Annotated in this window: 8 protein-coding genes and 4 pseudogenes; 8 read left to right on the plus strand and 4 right to left on the minus strand. The window is 66.1% G+C overall.

Going from position 1 to position 17,738, the window contains the following annotated elements:
* Positions 1 to 543 precede the first annotated feature (543 nt).
* Positions 544 to 1,345, plus strand: a pseudogene (locus tag EV284_RS14005) (IS5 family transposase); the annotation flags it as partial.
* A 96-nt stretch (positions 1,346 to 1,441) separates the two neighbouring features.
* On the opposite strand, the gene EV284_RS14010 reads toward EV284_RS14005, so the two are convergent.
* Positions 1,442 to 1,837, minus strand: a complete 396-nt coding sequence (locus tag EV284_RS14010) for a contact-dependent growth inhibition system immunity protein (RefSeq protein ID WP_242625673.1) — start codon at positions 1,835 to 1,837, stop codon at positions 1,442 to 1,444.
* 321 nt (positions 1,838 to 2,158) lie between these two features.
* On the opposite strand from EV284_RS14010, the gene EV284_RS14015 reads away from it, so the two are divergent.
* On the plus strand, positions 2,159 to 2,506 hold the full coding sequence (locus tag EV284_RS14015; protein WP_278045833.1) for a DUF6197 family protein: 348 nt from the start codon (positions 2,159 to 2,161) through the stop codon (positions 2,504 to 2,506).
* An 854-nt stretch (positions 2,507 to 3,360) separates the two neighbouring features.
* Here EV284_RS14015 and EV284_RS14025 read toward each other — a convergent pair.
* A complete protein-coding gene (locus tag EV284_RS14025; RefSeq protein WP_130333821.1) occupies positions 3,361 to 4,167 on the minus strand; it encodes a hypothetical protein in 807 nt (268 codons plus the stop codon).
* Positions 4,168 to 4,454: 287 nt separating this feature from the next.
* Between EV284_RS14025 and EV284_RS14030 the strand changes: the two genes are divergently transcribed.
* Entirely contained in the window at positions 4,455 to 4,853 is a 399-nt protein-coding gene (locus EV284_RS14030) for a hypothetical protein (RefSeq protein WP_242625674.1), read from the plus strand.
* Here the strand turns inward: EV284_RS14030 and EV284_RS14035 are convergent.
* The gene (locus tag EV284_RS14035) at positions 4,810 to 5,091 is read right to left on the minus strand and encodes a hypothetical protein (protein ID WP_242625675.1); all 282 of its coding nucleotides are present in this window, start codon (positions 5,089 to 5,091) and stop codon (positions 4,810 to 4,812) included. The two genes, EV284_RS14030 and EV284_RS14035, sit on opposite strands and share 44 nt — an antisense overlap.
* A gap of 92 nt (positions 5,092 to 5,183) precedes the next feature.
* On the opposite strand from EV284_RS14035, the pseudogene EV284_RS14040 reads away from it, so the two are divergent.
* The 5 genes and pseudogenes from EV284_RS14040 to EV284_RS32980 all read left to right on the plus strand — a co-directional run.
* Positions 5,184 to 5,521: pseudogene (locus EV284_RS14040) on the plus strand (transposase); the annotation flags it as partial.
* Positions 5,522 to 5,760: 239 nt separating this feature from the next.
* On the plus strand, positions 5,761 to 7,473 hold the full coding sequence (locus EV284_RS14045) for a hypothetical protein (protein WP_130333823.1): 1,713 nt from the start codon (positions 5,761 to 5,763) through the stop codon (positions 7,471 to 7,473).
* Positions 7,473 to 8,060, plus strand: a pseudogene (locus EV284_RS33250) (SDR family NAD(P)-dependent oxidoreductase). The gene EV284_RS14045 and the pseudogene EV284_RS33250 overlap by 1 nt, the downstream one beginning before the upstream one ends.
* Positions 8,032 to 8,271, plus strand: coding sequence for a hypothetical protein (locus EV284_RS33255; RefSeq protein ID WP_242625676.1), 240 nt, complete (start codon positions 8,032 to 8,034; stop codon positions 8,269 to 8,271). Before EV284_RS33250 ends, EV284_RS33255 begins: the two are co-directional and overlap by 29 nt.
* Before the next feature lie 816 nt (positions 8,272 to 9,087).
* Positions 9,088 to 10,064: pseudogene (locus EV284_RS32980) on the plus strand (site-specific integrase).
* A 584-nt stretch (positions 10,065 to 10,648) separates the two neighbouring features.
* Here EV284_RS32980 and EV284_RS14060 read toward each other — a convergent pair.
* On the minus strand, positions 10,649 to 17,257 hold the full coding sequence (locus tag EV284_RS14060; protein WP_242625677.1) for an RHS repeat-associated core domain-containing protein: 6,609 nt from the start codon (positions 17,255 to 17,257) through the stop codon (positions 10,649 to 10,651).
* Between the last annotated feature and the right edge of the window lie 481 nt (positions 17,258 to 17,738).

Below are 17,738 nucleotides of genomic sequence, written 5' to 3' on the forward strand. Positions count from 1 at the left end.
TGGACGGTCTCTGGTCGAACATTGAACTGCTCGACAGGTCGCCGGACGCGTAGCTCCGTCGGCGCATGAGGCCCCACATTGCCTAACGTGGTGGTAGTGCGAGGTAGCGCGACAGCACTACCACCGCGGCCGCAGGAAAGGCCCCCGCCTTAAACGGGGGCCTTTCCTGCGGCCAGGAGACGCCGGAGGCGCCCTCGATTGATCGTCGCGGTCGACTCCACGATCGTCCGCATTCATCAGCGAGCTGTCAGAGCCCGTCGAGAGTGCCCGCACGACGAGCCGGACATGCCGTTGGAAGACTCCCGGCTGACCACCAGGTCACCTCGCTGCAGAGCGCGGTTGCGCTCGGTTGGCAATTCCTGCACCCGCGGATGCCGGTCAATGACCGCAACACCGAGGGCGCCGAGATCGCGTTCGCGGGACTCGCGGCCCACCACTGGCGGGCAGTCCGCACCGGGTTCCCTGGCAGCGATAACCACTGGTTCCTCAGACCGCGTTTGAGATCTGCCATGTCCTCTTGCTGAAGGGTTCGTTGAGCTCTCTGTGAGCGGTGTTGGGGGTGGGTATCCGTCGGACCTGACGGATGAGCAGGGGGCGCTGGTGGAGCCGTTGCTCCCGCCAGCGCGGGTGGGTCCGAAGGGGGGCCGGCGGGAGAAGCATCCGCGGCGGCGGATCATGGATGCGATCTTCTACGTGGTGCGGACCGGCTGCGCGTGGCGGCAGTTGCCGAAAGACTTCGCCCCATGGCCGACGGTGTACTGGTACTTCACCTGGTGGCACGACGACGGCACCGTCGAGCGCATCCATGACACCTTGCGCGGCACGGTCCGTGAAGCCGACGGCCGCAACGCGGAGCCGAGTGCCGGGCTGATCGACTCGCAGTCCGTCCGCACCGCCGACACCGTCCCCGCCGCCACCAGGGGCTTCGACGCGGGCAAGAAGGTAAAGGGGCGCAAGCGGTTCATCGTCACCGACACCCTCGGCCTCTCTTGGCCGTCCATGTCGTTGCAGCGAGCATTCAGGACCGCGACGGCGCGAAGCGGCCGCTGTTGTGGACGCGCCTCGACCACCCAGGCGTCAAGAAGGTCTGGGCCGACCAGGGCTTCGCTGGCCGCCTCGTCGAGTGGACCGCGAGATCCTCGGTGGCGACCTGGAGATCGTCCGCAAGGACGATTTGGACCAGCGCGGTTTCCAGGTCTAGCCCAAGCGTTGGGCGGTAGAGCGCACCTTCTCCTGGCTCACCGCCCACCGGCGCCTCACCCGGGACTACGAGACCAGCCCTGCCCACTCTGAAACGATGATTCGTTGGGCCATGATCGGCGTCATGGTCCGACGGCTCACCAGGGGCCGTGCTTCGACGCGCCCTGGCCCACGGCCGCTCGTGCGGCAAGTCCCGTACACAGCCTGGCAGCCTTCACCGAAGGCAGTTGTTGACGACGAGCTACCGAGCCAAGAACCCCTCACCCTCGCGTTTTAGGACCTGCGGCACAACGGCCAACTCCGAGACGATCAGGCGGACCTCCTGCCCGAGGTCGGGGAACTCGCTCCAGACCTCCGCACTCCTGGTGAGCACGGCGGCCAACAGATCGCCCTCGTACATGTCGCCTTCCGCCAATGGGCCAGCTCGGAGGACCTCCACCGCCAAGGGCAGGACATGGGCAAGGCCGACGTCCTGTCTGATCAGCAGCCGCATGTCCTCGACCGTCAGACTGCCGATCGGCTTGCGTCGAAGCTCGCGCACGGTCGCCATCAGCCGGGTTTCGCCGCCCGACGGGGCCGACCAGCAGTCGCGCTCAAGCTCCTCAAGGGAGCGGTCACGGTTCACGAGTCGAGTCACCGACCGATCCTCCCATGTCAGATCTCAAACGCGGTCTCAGATGTGAATTGTGCGGCTGGCAAGGGCCGAAGTTCTGGTCACACCTGCGTGGCCGCAACGGAGAGCCGCCGAGCGCACGCCGTCACAAGGGCGGGTGCATCGGGGAGGACAAGGTCCGCCGACTGATCCCCGCCTACCAGTAGCAGCCCGACCGGGGGCGGCGGCAGCGCGCCGCCGCCCCTGTCCCTCCCGAAGGACAGCACCGTGCCGACCCGCCACACCCCCGAGAGCATCGTCATTGCGGACACCCCCGCCGCGATCCTGGAATGAGCCGCCCGCCACATCGAACACGTCGGCATCCACCAGGGCCCGCGCCTCTTCGACGGTCCCGGCCGCACCGCCACGTTGCCGTGCTGGCCGCGCGGCGCCCTCCAAGTCGCCACCGGCCACGGGCGGGAAGCCGCCGGCCGGACGTACGACTGGGACCGCATCGACCGCGCACGCGACCAGGCGTCCGCCCTCCTCGCGGAAACCCTCACCGGTCACCCCGTGGACGCCGACGACCCGGCAGCCGCCAAGGTCCTGCACCGCCAGGTCATCGACCGGTGGAGCGCCGAGCCCGGCCGTACCGCCGCCGACGCCGCCCGCGTATTCCGCACCGCCGCCCGCGCCGAACGCGCCCTGTTCTGACCCTCGCCGCCCGCCAGCATCCCGAGTCACCGAAGGCCAGCACGATGGACGAGACGACAGAAGACCGCAGCACCACCAGGACGCCGAGCCGCAGAGGAGCCGCCACAGGCAGTACCTCGCGGACCGCTAGGGGCGCGGGCACGCTGGCGGACGGCCCACCGGCCGCCGCGGACTGGCCTACCCCTACCAGGGAGACGAGCGGCTGACTCTCGCGCGACAGGCCATCGCGGCGAACCCCAGGGCCACGAACGCCGAGCTGATCCCCCAGCTTCTCGGGCTGACGGAGAAGACCTACTCACGCCCAACCTCGAACAACATCATCAAGTCCGCCCGCGAGCACCCCAAAGAGTGACCCGTGCCCGACACTCGCTGCCGGCGCTGCGGCGGCCCGCTCGGTGATCGGCCCGCACGTTCCAGGCTGACCGTTGCCCGCGAGACCTTCATCTGCACGATGTGTGGCACTGAGGAAGCCGCACGCGAAGCCCATGGTCAGACGCCGGTACCGTTCGGTGAGTGGCCGGTCGGCCGATAGGAACTGGCCCGAACGTGGTGCCGGGTGTGGACCTCCAATTTGTGGAGGTCCACACCGAACGGCCCGCACGCGAAGGGGGGCCGCTCCCTCAAGACAGCAAGATCGTCAAAACGGCTAGGGAGAGCGTCATCGCTCCCACAAAGGCAGCAGCACCCCAACTTACGGCCTGGAGCCCCCGCCCGCCCGTGGCGTAAGAGAGAAGTGCCGCAGAAAGCGCCACGATGAGTGAAAAAAACACCGCGACCACCACGAGTAGCACCCTCGTGTGAAAGTCCCCGCGCATGAATCCGTCCTCTGAAGGGCTGCTGCCCCTCGGAGGAGGCTAATCAGCTAGCGTCATGGTTGATTGATCAGGCCATGCCCCGGCTCCCGGCGCGCCCGGCACGATGGGCGCGGCTAGTCGGAGAAGACCACAGGGTGACGCCGCATGGGGCGGTAGAGCGAAGACGAGTTCGGCCTTTTGGACACCGCCCAGGAGAAGCCCTTGAGCGAGGTTCCGAAGAACCTCCTGGACTTCCTCGACTTCATCGATGATGTCCACGGAGAACGCAGCCGGCGCGGGGCGCCCCGCTCTTGCGATTCGGCCCACGCGCCGGACTACGTCCACTGCTGCGCCGTAGCTGCTTACGGCAACGACGAGCTTTTCCGCCGATGTGACGGCGCGTCCGAGGCTCTGCCAGATGTCAACCGGAACTGGTGTGGGGTCTAGTCCCCAAATCAGCCCGGATGTGACAGACGGGATGACCGAAGTCTCCTCCGCCGTGCGGAGCAAGAGGGGCGTCAGCTCCTTGCCGTTAGCCGCGTCATCCCAGTCGGTCCTCAGCCCTGAAGACCAGCACTTCAGGATGCGACGCACACGCCAAGCGGTTCCGGCCTGGGTGCTCTTCGCCTCTACCAGAACGACCGAATTGTCTTCGGCCCACATGTAATCCGGTTCGCGGTTGAGGGAGGGAACCCTCTCGGAGTCGTAGGACTCCAGTAGCTCCAACACCCGAGCCGTGGGCGTCGCCGCATCGAGCGACATCGCCGGGGAGGCGTCGTAGACCCTCATTAGTTCCGCCGCCCAGGCCGCGCGCGCCGTCACAGCGAGCGGCGGCTCTGGAACTTGCGGAAACGGAGGAGCAGTCACGCTGGCAGGCTACGCCACTTCGTGTGGGTGAACCCGCGCTTATGCAAGGCACACACGTCTTCACCGTTGCTAACCGTCGTGGAGCCGAGCACAGCTCTGTCAGAGGTGACAGCGTCGCAGAGCTCCCGTTCTTCGAACGGAAGCGCATCCACTGCCGACGATCAGCAATCGCAGCCATCCAGAAACTGATTTTGTATCTAAAGGACCAAGATATCGTCACTTCGTGACGATATGATCGTTCAAGATGACCAGATCTGACCGGATGAAAGCGGCGGGTGAGCGGGCCGATGGGATGGGTCACCATGATCGGCCCGTCCGACGAGCAGGTTGAGTACCGCCCTACTGGCGGCCACGGCTGCGGGAAGTCCGTGACGGTCGACGCGGCCCCCCTCGTCGCCGCGATCGAGGCCAAGGCCGAAGCTGCCGGTTCCTCCGTCGCCTCCCTTCTCCCCAACCGCGAGGCCAAGCGCGCCTACTTCCGTGCCCGTGGACTCCTCCGCAGCAGGGGCACTGCGCGGTTCACCGGGTTCGACGCGGTCGAAGTCGCCGCCACGGCCGGGCTCGACGCCCGCGACCTCTACGGCGAGAACACGGTGGAGAAGGCCGTCGCCGCCGAGGTGGGCGGCCGGGCTGCAGTCCGGCCTAACGCTCGGCGAGGTTGGGATCGCCGGCCAGGGTGGCGTTGAGGTCGTGGTCACGCACATGTCTGCGGCGACGTGCCGGGACCGGCCCCAGCCCGAGGGGGTGGTGGGCGAAGGTCTCGGCGAGCAGTTGGTTGGCGCGGGCGGTGCGGGCGAGGACGCCGTGCACGGCGAAGTGACTGATCTCCTGGAGGTGGCGGAAATGCACGGCGACCGCTGCCGCTGAGAGGGCCGCGAGAAGGGTGCTGTGAGCGGCGAGGAGCCACCAGCCGGTGATCTGCACCCACTGTCCGATCAGCAGCAGGAGCGGGGTCAGGTTGTTGGCTTGGGTGCGTTGGAGGGCTATGAGGTGGGCGGCTTCGCACCGCCCACCGGGCCGCCCACGCCGGACTGGCCCCGGTCTCGCGTGACTTCGGCCGCCGACCGGGAACCAGCACTGGCCCAAGCGCTACCACCGCCGCCTATGACACGTCCTCTACGTGGCCGCTCAGACCGCCGTGATGCGCCCCGGCCCCTCTCGGGACTACTACCTGAAGAAACGCGCCGAGGGATTGCTCCACGTCCAGGCCCTGCTTGCCCTTACGCGCCGCCGAGTCGATGCCCTATGGGCCATGCTCCGTGACAAGAGGCGCTTCACCCCCACCCCACCGGCCCCAATCGGCTTGACACCATCATTGAGACTCGCTCAATCAGGGCGAGTTGGCGTGCGGTAGGCCTGGGCGGTGGATCACCTCGCAAGCGACGCTGATGCCGACGACCTACCTTGTGTCGGTCGTGGACCCTGGAACGGCGCGCGCCAACGAGTGTGAGGGGCAGGCAGGTTGCGCTGAGCCGCAGGGTTGGGCGCCCTCCATGCGAGTGCTCGACGAGGAGGTGCGACGCTCTGACAGCACACCGACTGTGAAGAAAAACAACCGGGCAAACAACCACCGGTCGATCTTAAGATGCGATGGTGACAAAAACACCGCAGCTGGTCCCGCCGGTACCGTCGGGCGGCGCTCTTGAACTGCTCACGCTTCCCTATGTATTCACGCAGGATGATTTGCTCACGGCGGATCAATTCGTCAAGAAAGCCGACGAGCGTGGTTACAAGCTGTCGCTCGATATCCTGCAGGAGTTGCATAGTCATCGCTTGCTTCTACCGCTATACAGGGTAAGTGATACGCCGGCGGAGGGGCGTCGGATCGCAGTCCAACCTAGCTACGGAATGAACCCTCGTGGCTGGGCTTTTGAAGCCGCAGCCGGTGGACGGCTTCGAGATCCGGCACAGGAGGGCTACTCGGTAGCATGGCCGTACAGGAAGCCGACGGGCATGGAAGCTGAACGCTGGTGGAATGGTTTCATTTACTCGTCCTGGCAGTTGCTTCACGTGAAGGCAGCCATGAGTCGATACGCGTTCATAAAAGCGGGCTTTGATCAATTTTCCGTTCGTGCCATTCATGACGATCGCCATCAACTGACGCTCGCGCTATCGGCTTTGTCTACTCGCTACCTTCCAGGCGTTTTGGGTAAACTGAGTATCCCAGGAGGAGTAGATGAGGAAGGCTTGAGGAGGCACAGGTCTGGAGCACAAACTGTCGATCTGCTGCAATTGGTTGGCTTCGATAGTGCGAGACTCTCAGAGAGCGCGGATGCGCTCTTGGTCGCTGCTAACAGCGAGCCTCTCGTGAAGTGGCTCCCTCTCTTACGACACGCAAGCTACAAGGGGTGGTCTCGATTTCGAGGCGAGCCGCTTGATGCGATGTGGCGGCGAGTCGCAGCCGAAGTGCTACTGCGTGCTCATGAAGATCTATCGGCGAACGGCTTTATTGAACCTCTTCCCGACCTGACGGGAAAAATATGGTGGACTCCGCAGCATGACCGACTAACTCCTCGGTACGGAGAGGCGCAAACCTTGGAAAGGGCGCTGTCCGAGTTGGGACTTTCGCCGCATCCCAAGGTGATCCTCTTGGTCGAAGGTGAAACTGAGCTTTATCATGTTCCGAAGCTGCTCGCTGAATTCGGCTTGACGCAACCGCAGCAGGTGCGGGTGCAGCGCACAAAGGGATCGAAGATTAACGCGCATCTCATTGCACGCTATGGCGTCACGCCGCGGATTGGACGAAAGCTCAAGGATGGCTGGATGCTTGATGCCTCACTAACTTCCCTTGTCATCGCCATGGACGCTGAAAACGACTTCGCTACGCAGGATAAGCGTGATAAAGTGCGGCGCCAGCTCCAGGATGCGATTCGTGAAGAGGTGAAGTATCAGGACGCTGACATCAGTCAAACTGAACTCGATGCGCTGGTGCACGTCCACGTGTGGGGCGATGACAAATATGAGCTGGCAAACTTTTCGGATGACGAACTGATGCCAGCCATCACGAAGATTGCGACCGTGCAGAAAAATGCACGCGTGGCCTCATCGAGTTGGGAGCATAATCTACGACGGGAACTACAAGAGGCCCGCGCCAAGAACTTCGACATTAAGGTTCCGCTGTATCGGTTGCGCGTTACCGAAGAAAAGGTCGAGCTGGCTCGGCTGCTCTGGCCGATACTCCTTGAGAAGTGCGAGACGGAATACGTATCGGATCAGGTCGAGACGCCGGTGCTTAAGCTCGCTCTTGAAGTGCGTCGACTGGTAGGCGAAATTGGCGGGATTTTCGCACTTGCGGGGCGGGGCTGATTAAAGACTCGAGGCCGCCGCGTGGGCTTGGCGCGGAGATCTCCCGTGAGGCACTGGATCGCACGCATAGCGTGATCGCGATAGCGCGGGACCGGGCGGCGGTGCTGCAGGCGTACCCGGGAAGGCCGGACAGCTTGCTGGCGGTGAACGCGGACGTAGCCGAACCCGAGCAGCTGACGGCCGCGGTGCAGGCCGGTCTGGCGGAGTTCGGCCGCATCGACGTCGTGGTCAGCAATGCGGGCTACGGCCTCGTGGGCGCGATCGAGGAGACGTCCGACAAGGCCGCCCGCGCTCTGTTCGACGTCAACATGTTCGGCGTACTCAATACCCTGCGGGCAACCCTGCCGACGTTGCGCGCGCAGTGATCCGGACATGTCCTGAACATCGGCTCCGTGGGCGGCTTCGCTACGGCTCCGGCGGTTGGCTTGTGCGGTGCGTCGAAGTTCGTCCTCGAGGGTATTTCCGAGGTGCTGCACGTCGAGATGGCCCCGCTCGACGTGCACGCCACGATCTTTGAGCCGGGCGGCTTTCGCGCCGACTTCCTCAACAGCTTCGAGCATGCAGATCGAGCTGGCATCCATCGCTGACTACGTCGCCAGCGCGGGGCCGGTGCGCGAGGTACTAGCCAACAACGACGGCCGTCAGCCAGGCGACCGGGTGAAGGCAGCGAAGGCCATCGTCGACGTCACCGAGGTCGCCCAGCCTCCGCTGCGCCTGCAGTTGGGTGTGGATGCGGTCGAGCGCGTAGAGGCGAGGCTGGACATACATGGCGTGAACTCGACAGATGGCGCCATGTAGCACTCTCTACCAGCATCTGAGGAGCCACCCGTCCATCAAGTGAGGAGGATGGCGTGATGGCAGCGAGGGTCGCGGCGAGAGCCTGCCCTGCCCACGGGGTCGGCTACGCGGTGTAGTCATGTGCGGCGACCCCGAGAGGATGCCTGGATGTGGGTGGGCAGGCACTGCGGCGAGGCGCCTGCGATGCTCTGACTGGGGCCGGGCGGAGGCCTGCGTTCGCGTCCTCAGGATTCTCCGGCTCCGCATTAGCCGTGCGGTAATCGCTGCACGGCTCCCGTCTCAGCGGGATTCAGAAGGATGGAGGCGGAGCGACTCGGATAGATATGTCCGTTCCTTCGGTGAAACCGCAGGTGAGAAGCGTCACCGGAATAGGTTCGAGTCCCACCCGCCCCACCATAGAAGTGCCTTGACCTGCGGAAACGCGGTTTTGGCAGATGTGGAGTGTGCGGTATCCGCCGGACGATGTGCGGTTAACGGCGGCTCAGATGTGCCCGTGACGCCAGCTGTGCGGCTGTGACCTGCGGTTTTTCTACCCCGGTGTCGTGGGAGCGATGGGCGACGATCCCACGGCCGAGGTCTCTGCGGGGAGCCCCCCCCGCAGCAGGGGGATTCACGGTCGACTCGGTCGCGGTCGGGGAGCGCGAACTCGCCTGGGGCGAACAACTCGACGTACGCGAGGCAGTCGCCTCGGCAGCGTCGGCTGACTGACCGGCTGACGGCCCGCCCGCCTCCAGCTTGGCCGTTCCGCCGTTCACGACATCCTCCGCACCGGCCGGCTCGCCCCGATCACCCTCGGCCGCGACCGCCTCCGGCCGCGTGCGCGCCAACGGCGGCGGGACCGTCTGTCAGCACGAGGACGGCCGCTGGGAGGCCGTCGGATCCTTCCTCGCCCCCGGTGACATCCGCAAGCGCGTCCGCGTCCACGGAACCACCCGCAAGGGCGCCCTCGCCAAGGTCACCGAGAAGATCGCCACAAGCAACTGTGGCGTCCCCCTCCCTTCCGCCCGGGGCAGCCTGGCCGCGTACCTGACGTACTGGCTGGAAAACGCCGCCACTCACCAGCTGCGCACCGCCTGTCGGTGCTGCCCCCGCGACCTCGACAGTGCCCGCGACCAGCCAGTCTGCTGCGCCGCGGGAAAGTGCTGCTCCAGGCGGCTCTGGTCGCTGCCCCAGGCCACCGGCTGAGCGTGCTGTTCGAACTCGCCCTGCACACCGGACTCCGCAAGGGCGAACTCCTCGGCCTGCGCTGGGAAGACCTCGACCTCGATGCGGGTACCGCCGCAATCCGCCGAACCTTGCAGCGCACGGCCGCAGGCGGGCTCACCACGCTGCCCACCAAGACCCGGGCCTCCGCACGCCGCATCGCCCTCCCTACCCGCTGCGTCCAGTCGCTGAAGCACGACCACGAACAGCAGCGGCACGAACGTGCGACCGCAGACACGGCGTGGCAGCACAGCGGGCACGTGTTCACCACAGCGCAGGGTCGACCGATCGACCCGACCAACCTCACCCGCACCTTCATCGCGCTCCTCCGAAAGGCCGGCCTCCGCCGCATCCGCTTCCACGACCTCAGGCACTCGACCGCGACCCTGCTTCTGGAACAGGGCATCGAACTCGTCGTGATCAAGGAACTCCTCGGCCACGCCCACATCGGCGTCACCGCCACCGTCTACGCCCACGTCCGACTCCGCCTCCAGCGCGACGCCATCGACACCCTCAGCACCGCGCTCGACGGTCCCGCCAGCCACGAGCCGACCCGCGGCGTCGCACTGTGCGGAGCCATCGTCCGCTGACGTTGTCGTCAACTACTGCCGTCACCCCATGCAGAAGCCCCGCCAGGGCGCACCTGACGGGGCCTCTGCTTTGCGGTTCGGAACGGCGCGCGGGAAGGTCGACGTCCCTCAGCGGAACGAAGCCCTCGCACCGCATGGAAAACTGGCGAGACCCCCGAATGGAACCTCACCCGTTCCCGCGAGCGCCGAGAGCTACTCGCCTTCCGCCCTCAGCAAGATCTGAACCTTTGACGGAAATTGCAGATCATCCACCATTGCCGAACAGATTACAGAATCACGGAATCCCGTGAATTGCATTCGGGCGTATTCGTTTGGGTCGTGCAACACGAGCCACCCGGACGGACACGGAAGTGGCACCTCAAAGAGTTTCGCCGGAAGCACCTCAGGCGGAGCCGCCTTCCATACCTCGCATTCGACAGGACCGTCGACACTGGCCTGAACGCCGAAGATGAGTGAACTGCCCTCTTGATACCAGCTGCTGGACGCCGGGTCCCAGTCGCTGACGTCATCGTCACTTCCCGCATCCCGCAAGATCAGGCACCCGTGCTCGATTTTTGTCAGGAATGCAACCACAGGGCTATTAGCTACCATTCCTTCTTGCTCTTTCCTTGTGAAAGTTGTGAGACGACCCCACCCTGCCGCCTGGCACAGGGTAGACAGTGGGGATACGCCGTCTGAGGAGATCCGGGGGCCACAAGACTGGACGGCGGCTGGTGATCTGGAATCCAATCTCCGTCTTTGGTGCCAGGGGTCGTGGCATCGCAGGTGTGGCAGCCATGTGCATTCCCGGATTCATTGATCAGATCTCGAACACCATCTGCTTCAATGTCACCGTTCTCCAGGCCGACTCCCTCTCGGGCATTCGGACCAGCACCCAGCGTCAGATCGCACTTCTGACCTGGCGTTGCATTGTGAACGAGAACCGGCGTGGCCCCCGCCAGCACATAGTACGTATGCACCGTCCCGACCGTGAGGTCGTACGTCGTCTTGTGCTGGTGGAAGTTGGTGACGGCGGTGACCGTGACCGTGGCGCCGTTGAGTTGGCGGAGCTTGGTGCCGGGGGTGAGGTCGTGGGCGTCGGTCCAGCGGTGGTGGGTGACGTCCCAGAAGGGGTGGTGCCAGGTGGTGGTGAGCTTCTGCGCGGCCGGCTTGTGGTGGGGAGGACCGCGGACCGGTGCCGTCTTGAGGGTCAGGGACGTGAAGTCGTGGTCCGTGCGGGTGACGATCACCCTCTGGACCGGTTCGGGCGCGGTCACGCCGGTCTGCGGGTCAGTCGCCAGGACCGTGTCCCCGACCTTGACCTTGCTGATCGGTTTGGAGGAGCCGTCGGCCAACTGGACGTCTGTGCCGGGTACGAAGCTGTGAGTCGCGCAGGTGACGGCTTCCGTGCCGGCACTCTCCGCCTTCTCCGCTTCCACGATGGCGCGTTCGGCGTCCAGTGCGCCGTCGGCGATCTTCGCCGCTTCCTCGGCGTCCTTCACCACCGTGTAGGCGCGGTCCAGCGCGCGCCAGATCTTCATGGCCTCGAGGCCGATCTTGACGACCTTGAATACCTTGCCCCAGGGGACGAATGTCAGGGCGGTGTTGATACACCCCATGACGTCGCCCTTGGTGAAACAGTTGTACGCGTCGGTCACGCCGATGACATCGGCGATCAGGCTGAGCAGTTGGTGCTTGAATCCGCCGGCTTGTCGTTTCGCCGCGGCCGCGGCGGCGTTCGCTGTCGCTTTCTGGCGTTCGAGGGCGCGCTGCTCCTGCTGCGCGTGGACCACCGAGTTGCTGACGTCTGCCTTGTACTGCTTGGCGTATGCCTTCGTGTTGTTGACCGTGCTGCCCGAGCCCGGCCGGTCGGTCAGGGCGGGCGAGTGCGGGTTCGTATCGATCGGCGTGCGGTTGAGGCAGTACGCGCAGTTCCGGGTCGGACAATCCGGTTCAGGGCAGGCGCCCGTCGGGTCCGACGTGGTGACCGGGGTGTCGTCCGCGTAGTCGTACGCGTTCCAGGACTGCGGCGCTCCTGGGACCAGCAACGGATCAGGACTCAGGAAGCGACCGATCGTCGGGTCGTACTCTCGGGCCCCCAGGTTGGTCAGGCCGGTGTTGTCGTCCTGGGTGCCGCCGACGTAGCCGCGCTGGCCTGCTGTCCAGGGGCCTGTCTGGTCGCGGGTCTCACCGAAGGGCTTGTACTGGCGGCGGACCACTTGCTGGGTCTGGGCGTCGATCGTGAGTGTGCCGGTGCCCTGGCGGTCGGGGATCAGGTAGGTGAAGTGGCCGTCGGAGGAGTGGGTGGCGACGGTCTCACCGGCCAGCGAGATGTACCGGACGCCGTCCGCGCTGCTGGCGTTCTTCTTGAGGGTGATCTCCTCGTCGCCGGTGTACAGCGTGGTCCCGTCCGGGCCGCGGCGTAGGAGCAGGCTGCCGTCGGCGCCGTACTGGTAGGTGGTGTCGCCGGCGCTGCCGGTGGAGGACAGCTTGGCGAGCTTGTCCTCGTCGTCGTAGGTGAAGGTGTCGGTGCCCGCGCGGGTGGTGCGGGTCTGGACGTTGCCGTTGTCGTCGTAGGTGTAGGTGTTCGAGGTATTGGAGGCCGGGTCCGTCGGGGTGGTCCTGTTCACCTGCGCGACGGCGTGCGCGGGGTGGTTGCTCCCGGCGGCGAAGGGAGTGTAGGAGGCGGTGGCGTCGAGGGAGGTGTCACCGGAGGTGTTGTGGTCGACCTGGGACTGCCGGGCGCCGGTGGCGTCGAAGGTCCAGCTCTGCCAGTACGGGGAAGGGCCGCCCACTGTCGCTGAGTTGCCCGGCGTGGGAGTGGCCGTGCAACCGTCGGTCGCTGTCCAGGCGGCCTTCAGCCGCTGTGCCCAGTCGTAGTCGAAGCACTGGGTGTCCGTCTGGCCGGTCTCCAGCTTGTCGGTGATCTTGTTGACGTTGCCGGAGGGCTGATAGCTGTACTTCGTCTGGTCGGCGATCGCGGCGCCGGAGCGGGTGACGGTGGTGGAGCCGGCGAGCCGGTGCGTCTGGTCGTCGTAACTGAGCGTCTGTTGGGCGAAGTTGCCCGAGGTCCCGTAGGTGAACTGCTGCGGCTCGTCGAACTCCGTGTAAGTCAGACCGCTGACGTACGCCCAGCCGTTGGTGTCGCCGCCCACGCCGATGGGACGGTCGGCGGAGTCGTAGGTGTAGGAGACGGTCTCCGACGGGAGTTTGACCGTGGCCGGGTCCTCGTCGGTGTACGACTGGAGGGTACCGGTCAGGTTGTAGCGGTTCTGGTGGAGGTACGTACCGGCCAGCCCGCCCTCAGAGGAAGGGACGACGAGTTGGGTCGCCTGCACCCAGCCGTGACTGTCGTAGCCGAGGACCTTGCTGGTGTACGCGGTTCCCGCACTGCCGCCGACGTAGCGGGTGGAGGCGGTGGGCAGACCCTTCTTCAAGGTGTCGTACGTCCACGCGGCGAGCTGGTTGCCCGAGGCCGGGGTGGCGCCGCCGGTGACGTCGTACTCGGCGGTCTTGCGGCCCATCTCGTCGTAGGCGAGCTGGATGACCTTGCCTCGGGCGTCCTTGGTGGTTAGAAGCTGCCCGGCGTTGTCGTACGTGGATGAGGAGGAGCCGGCGTCGGGGTCGGTCTGGGAGGTGCGGCGGCCCAGCAGGTCGTAGACGCTGGTCCAGCTGTGCCCCTGGCCGTCGTCCTGGCCGGTCTGGTGACCGGCGTCGTCGTACGTGTACGTGACGGTATCGGCGTCCCCGGTGGGCGTGGTGCCGTGGTAGCGCATCAGCTTGGTCGTGCGACCGCGGGCGTCGGTGTATGTCGTCGTGGGTGTGACGCCCTGGGCGGGTGTGACATCGACACGGTCGGAGCCGGGATACGCGGTGCTGGTGCGCCAGGTCTCCGACGCGAAGTGGTAGGCGATCGAGGCGGTGGCACGGCCGGCACCGTCGTACACCGTGGCCGTCTGGGACGGCGTCTGGTTGTCGGCGGCGTCCACCAGCGTGCCAGAGGGAGCGCCGCTGTTGTAGTAGGGGTCGGAGGACTTCACCGACCATCCGTGACTGTCGTAGACGGTGTCCGTGATGATCCGGCCGCCGTCCGCGGTGGACGTCTGCGTCTCGCGTGGGCGCAGCGAGGAGTCGTAGATCGAGACCGACGTGTCGTAGGTGTTGTCGTCCTTGAGGGTCTGGGTGGTGACCGTCGAGGGCGCGGCGGGGTTGAGGTCGTAGCTGTATTTGGTGTTGGGGTTGTTCGCCGTGGAGAAGCCCGGTTCCCACACGGCCGTGAGACGGCCCAGCGGGTCATAGGTGCTGGTGGTGGAGTAGCCGGCGGCGTCCGTGGTCTTCAGATCGAGGCCACGTGCGGGATCGATGGTGGTCGTGCTGCTGAACGCGGCGGTCTGGCCGGTGACCTTGGGCTGGGTGACCTTGACAGCGGTGGGCGAGGCGCCCGTGGCGGGGGTGTACGCCGTGGTGGTGGTGCGGTTGTCGGCGTCGGTCTCGGTGAGTTCGCGGCCGTAGTCGTCGTAGGTGTTCTGCAGCGCGGTGATGTAGTGCGGGGTGCCGTCGGTGGCGACCGAGTCGGCCTTCTGCACCATCGTCACGTCGCCCTTGGTGGGTACGGCCGTGTTGTCGGTGGACTTGTCGAAGAAGGTCAGGTCGTCGCTGATCAGGTCGGCCGGGTACTTGGGGGTGGCCGAGCAGGAGACGGCGACCTCCTGGACCCGGCGGGGGACGGGCACGGTGTTGCCCGAAGCGTCCTTGATGTACCAGGTGCGGCTGCAGGTGTCGTCCGCTGTGGTGGAGACGTCACCGCGGTCGTCCACCGACATCGGCAGGCCGGTGGCGTCGTCGATGGTGTAATCGGTCTCGGTGGTACGCGGCGTGCCGTCGGCCTTGGTCGTCACGGCGCGGGTGCGCTGCACGTTGGTGCGGTGGGCGACCAGTGGGTCCAGGCCGGCCTTGGTACGTGACTGGGTCGCGGTGGCGGGCGAGGTCCACGGGTCGGTGGTCTCGTCCGACAGCAGTGCGCCACCGTCGCCGTTGAAGCCCTCGGTCTCGAACGTCTGGCCCGCCAGCCAGTCGGAGTCCTTCTGCGGGTCGTCGCCGGCCCGGTCGTTCAGTGTGACGCTACGGGCGCCCGAGGCTGTCTTGTCACCGTCCATTCCCCGGAAGTACGTCTCCCGGGACAACGTGATCTTCTCGGGCGAGGTTCCGGTACGGGTCTCGACCCGGCCGTAGCCGCGCCACTGGTTCCAGGTGCGGTACTTGGCCTGCGACAGCGGGTCGTCGTTGTAGTGCCAGGCAGGGTCGCCGAGGTAGGTGTACGTCATCTGGACGGGGAGGCTCTTGGTGGCCGGGTCCTGCGTGGTGACGGAGTTGACGACGAACTTGTTGAACCAGTCCAGTTGAGGCGAGGTCTGCCCCAGCGGGGTCCAGTACGACGGGAAACAGCGATAGGTGTTGGAGTCCGGCGCGGACGGCAGCACCATGGTGCCCTGACGGTGACACTGGGGGCTGGAGTAGTTGACGGCGATGACCCCGCCGGACTCGGTGGTCACCGTGGTCAGCCGGTAGCGAGTGAGGGGTTGGTATCCGTCCAGCCCGTCGACGCGGTTGGCCAGTGCCTGGCCCGCGAAGGTGACCGGGGGCAGATCCTTGCTGCCGCCGTCCTTACCGGTGCGGGTGATCGACGACAGCCACAGGGACGGGGTGGTGGTGTCCCCGGTCGTGGGGAAGCTGTGGGCAAGGGACCAGGAGTCCACGTCCTGGTAGCCGGTGCCGACGAGCACCTTGGTGCGTATGCCTGTCAGACGCCTGGTGGTGAAGAAAGCGGGTCCGTGGTTGTTGCAGGTCCCGGTGGACGCGCAGGTCTGGTCGACGGGGACGTCGGGCCAGTGGGCCGCGTTGGCCGTCGTCATCTTGGACGGCGCGCAGTCGAAGCCGGAGTCGGGCAGGCAGCGTTCGGAGGTGTCGAAGAAGACCTGCGCGGCTTCGGGAGCCGTCGTGTCGTAGACCTTGTCAGCGAGTTGGCCGTAGCGGATCTCGCTGAGGTAGGCCCCGCGGGTGTACGGGGTGGCCGTCGTGGTGTTGTCGCGGCCGTAGTACCCGGTCTCGGGCGTGTACCAGTAGCTGAGGGCGTTGCCGTGCTTGTCCACGACGTAGTCGAGGTTCCAGCGGTAGCCCTGCTGGCACCAGGAGGCGGCGAAGGTGGAGGCGTGGCAGGGCTCTCCCGTGTCGTTGCCGTACACGGGTGTCGTGAGGACGGAGTTGGTGGTCGCGTTGCCTGTCGCCCAGCCGGGCAGGCGGTTGCGGCCGAAGTAGTACTGGGTGCCGTCGACGGTGGTGACGACGAAGTATTCGTGGTCGTTGTCGTCGTTGACCGTGTCGGTCCTGATCTCGATCTTCTCGCCGTTGTCGCCCTGGGGGTGCCAGGTGTTCGACTTGTCGTCGTGGACCAGCGTGTTCGACGATCCGTTGAGCGACAGCGTGAGGGTCTGCACGTCGTCGGACCAGCACTCGTCGGAGGTCTTCGGGGTGCCGTTCGCCGTGTCGTCCGAGCAGCCCGGGTAACTGCGTTCCACGAAGCCGGGGGAGTAGTCCCAGCCGTCGCCGATCCAGGAGGACTGAGCGTTGGTCGAGGAGGTGCGTCCGTCCACGCTCTGCGAGTTGTAGCTCAGGCCGACGCTGGGGACGAGGCTGCCGGGGACGTCGGGGACGGTGATCGGGTACGAGTAGTTGAAGGCGCCGCTCGAGCCACCGCCGGACCACTGGCCGGAGGGGGCGAGCGAGGTGGCCGCATAGGACCCGCCTCCGCCGGACGCCGCTGCTACGGCGGCGATCACCAGCGGGCGGGCGGACGCCGTGGTGTCGGTACGAGGCTGCGCGGAGAACGGGACATCCGCGGAGACGGTGTGTGCTCCCGCGTTGTTGGCGGAGGCGAGGGGACTCTGGGTCCGGCAACTGCTCTTGCCCGGGTCGGTCAGGGCGCAGTCGGGGAGCCGCACCAGGCGCAGCCGGGTGGCCCAGTCGGCACCGTAGGCGTCCTGGAACGCCGAGTAGTCCAGGATCAGGCGGGCGCGGCCGGCAGATGCCGTCGCCACGGGCTGGACGGTGAAGACCACGCCGCGCATCCCGAGCTTCTGTGCCGCCGACTGGCCCGGGAGCCGTACGTGCAGTTCAGTGCCGGGCTTCGTGGTGTGCCCGCTCTTTGACGCCGCCACGGAAACGGGCAGACCTCCCGCCTGACGGGCGCCGCCGTGAGACGGTACGGCCGCGTCGGCGGTGCCGGACGCGGGCCACGCCCGGCGCGTCCGGCCGGGATTCCAGCGACCCATCGTCGGCTTGTGGACCGGCTGTCCCGTGACCGGCTTCACGCGTACGGATCGAGTAGCCCTGGTTTTGACGAGGTAGTTCCCGCCATGCCCGGAGGCCAGCGCCGTCTGAGGAGCGACGAATCCAGCGAGAAGTCCCAGGGCGGTGACCATGACGATCCACAGCGCGGGAGTCCTGCGAACACGCATAGCTCTGCCGAAAATTCGCCACGGCGAATTGAGACGCACCCCGACCCCCCATAAAAAATGAATCCAGCGAAGGGTTATTCGATCAGAGTGAAGACTGGTTTCACAGGGCCTCCATAGTATGGATCGCGCATAGAGATCGTCATGGAATGCCCATGGTTTTGCCACGTAACGGCAGGCTGTG

Source organism: Streptomyces sp. BK022, assembly GCF_004217355.1.
GTDB classification, from domain to species: Bacteria; Actinomycetota; Actinomycetes; order Streptomycetales; family Streptomycetaceae; genus Streptomyces; species Streptomyces griseoluteus.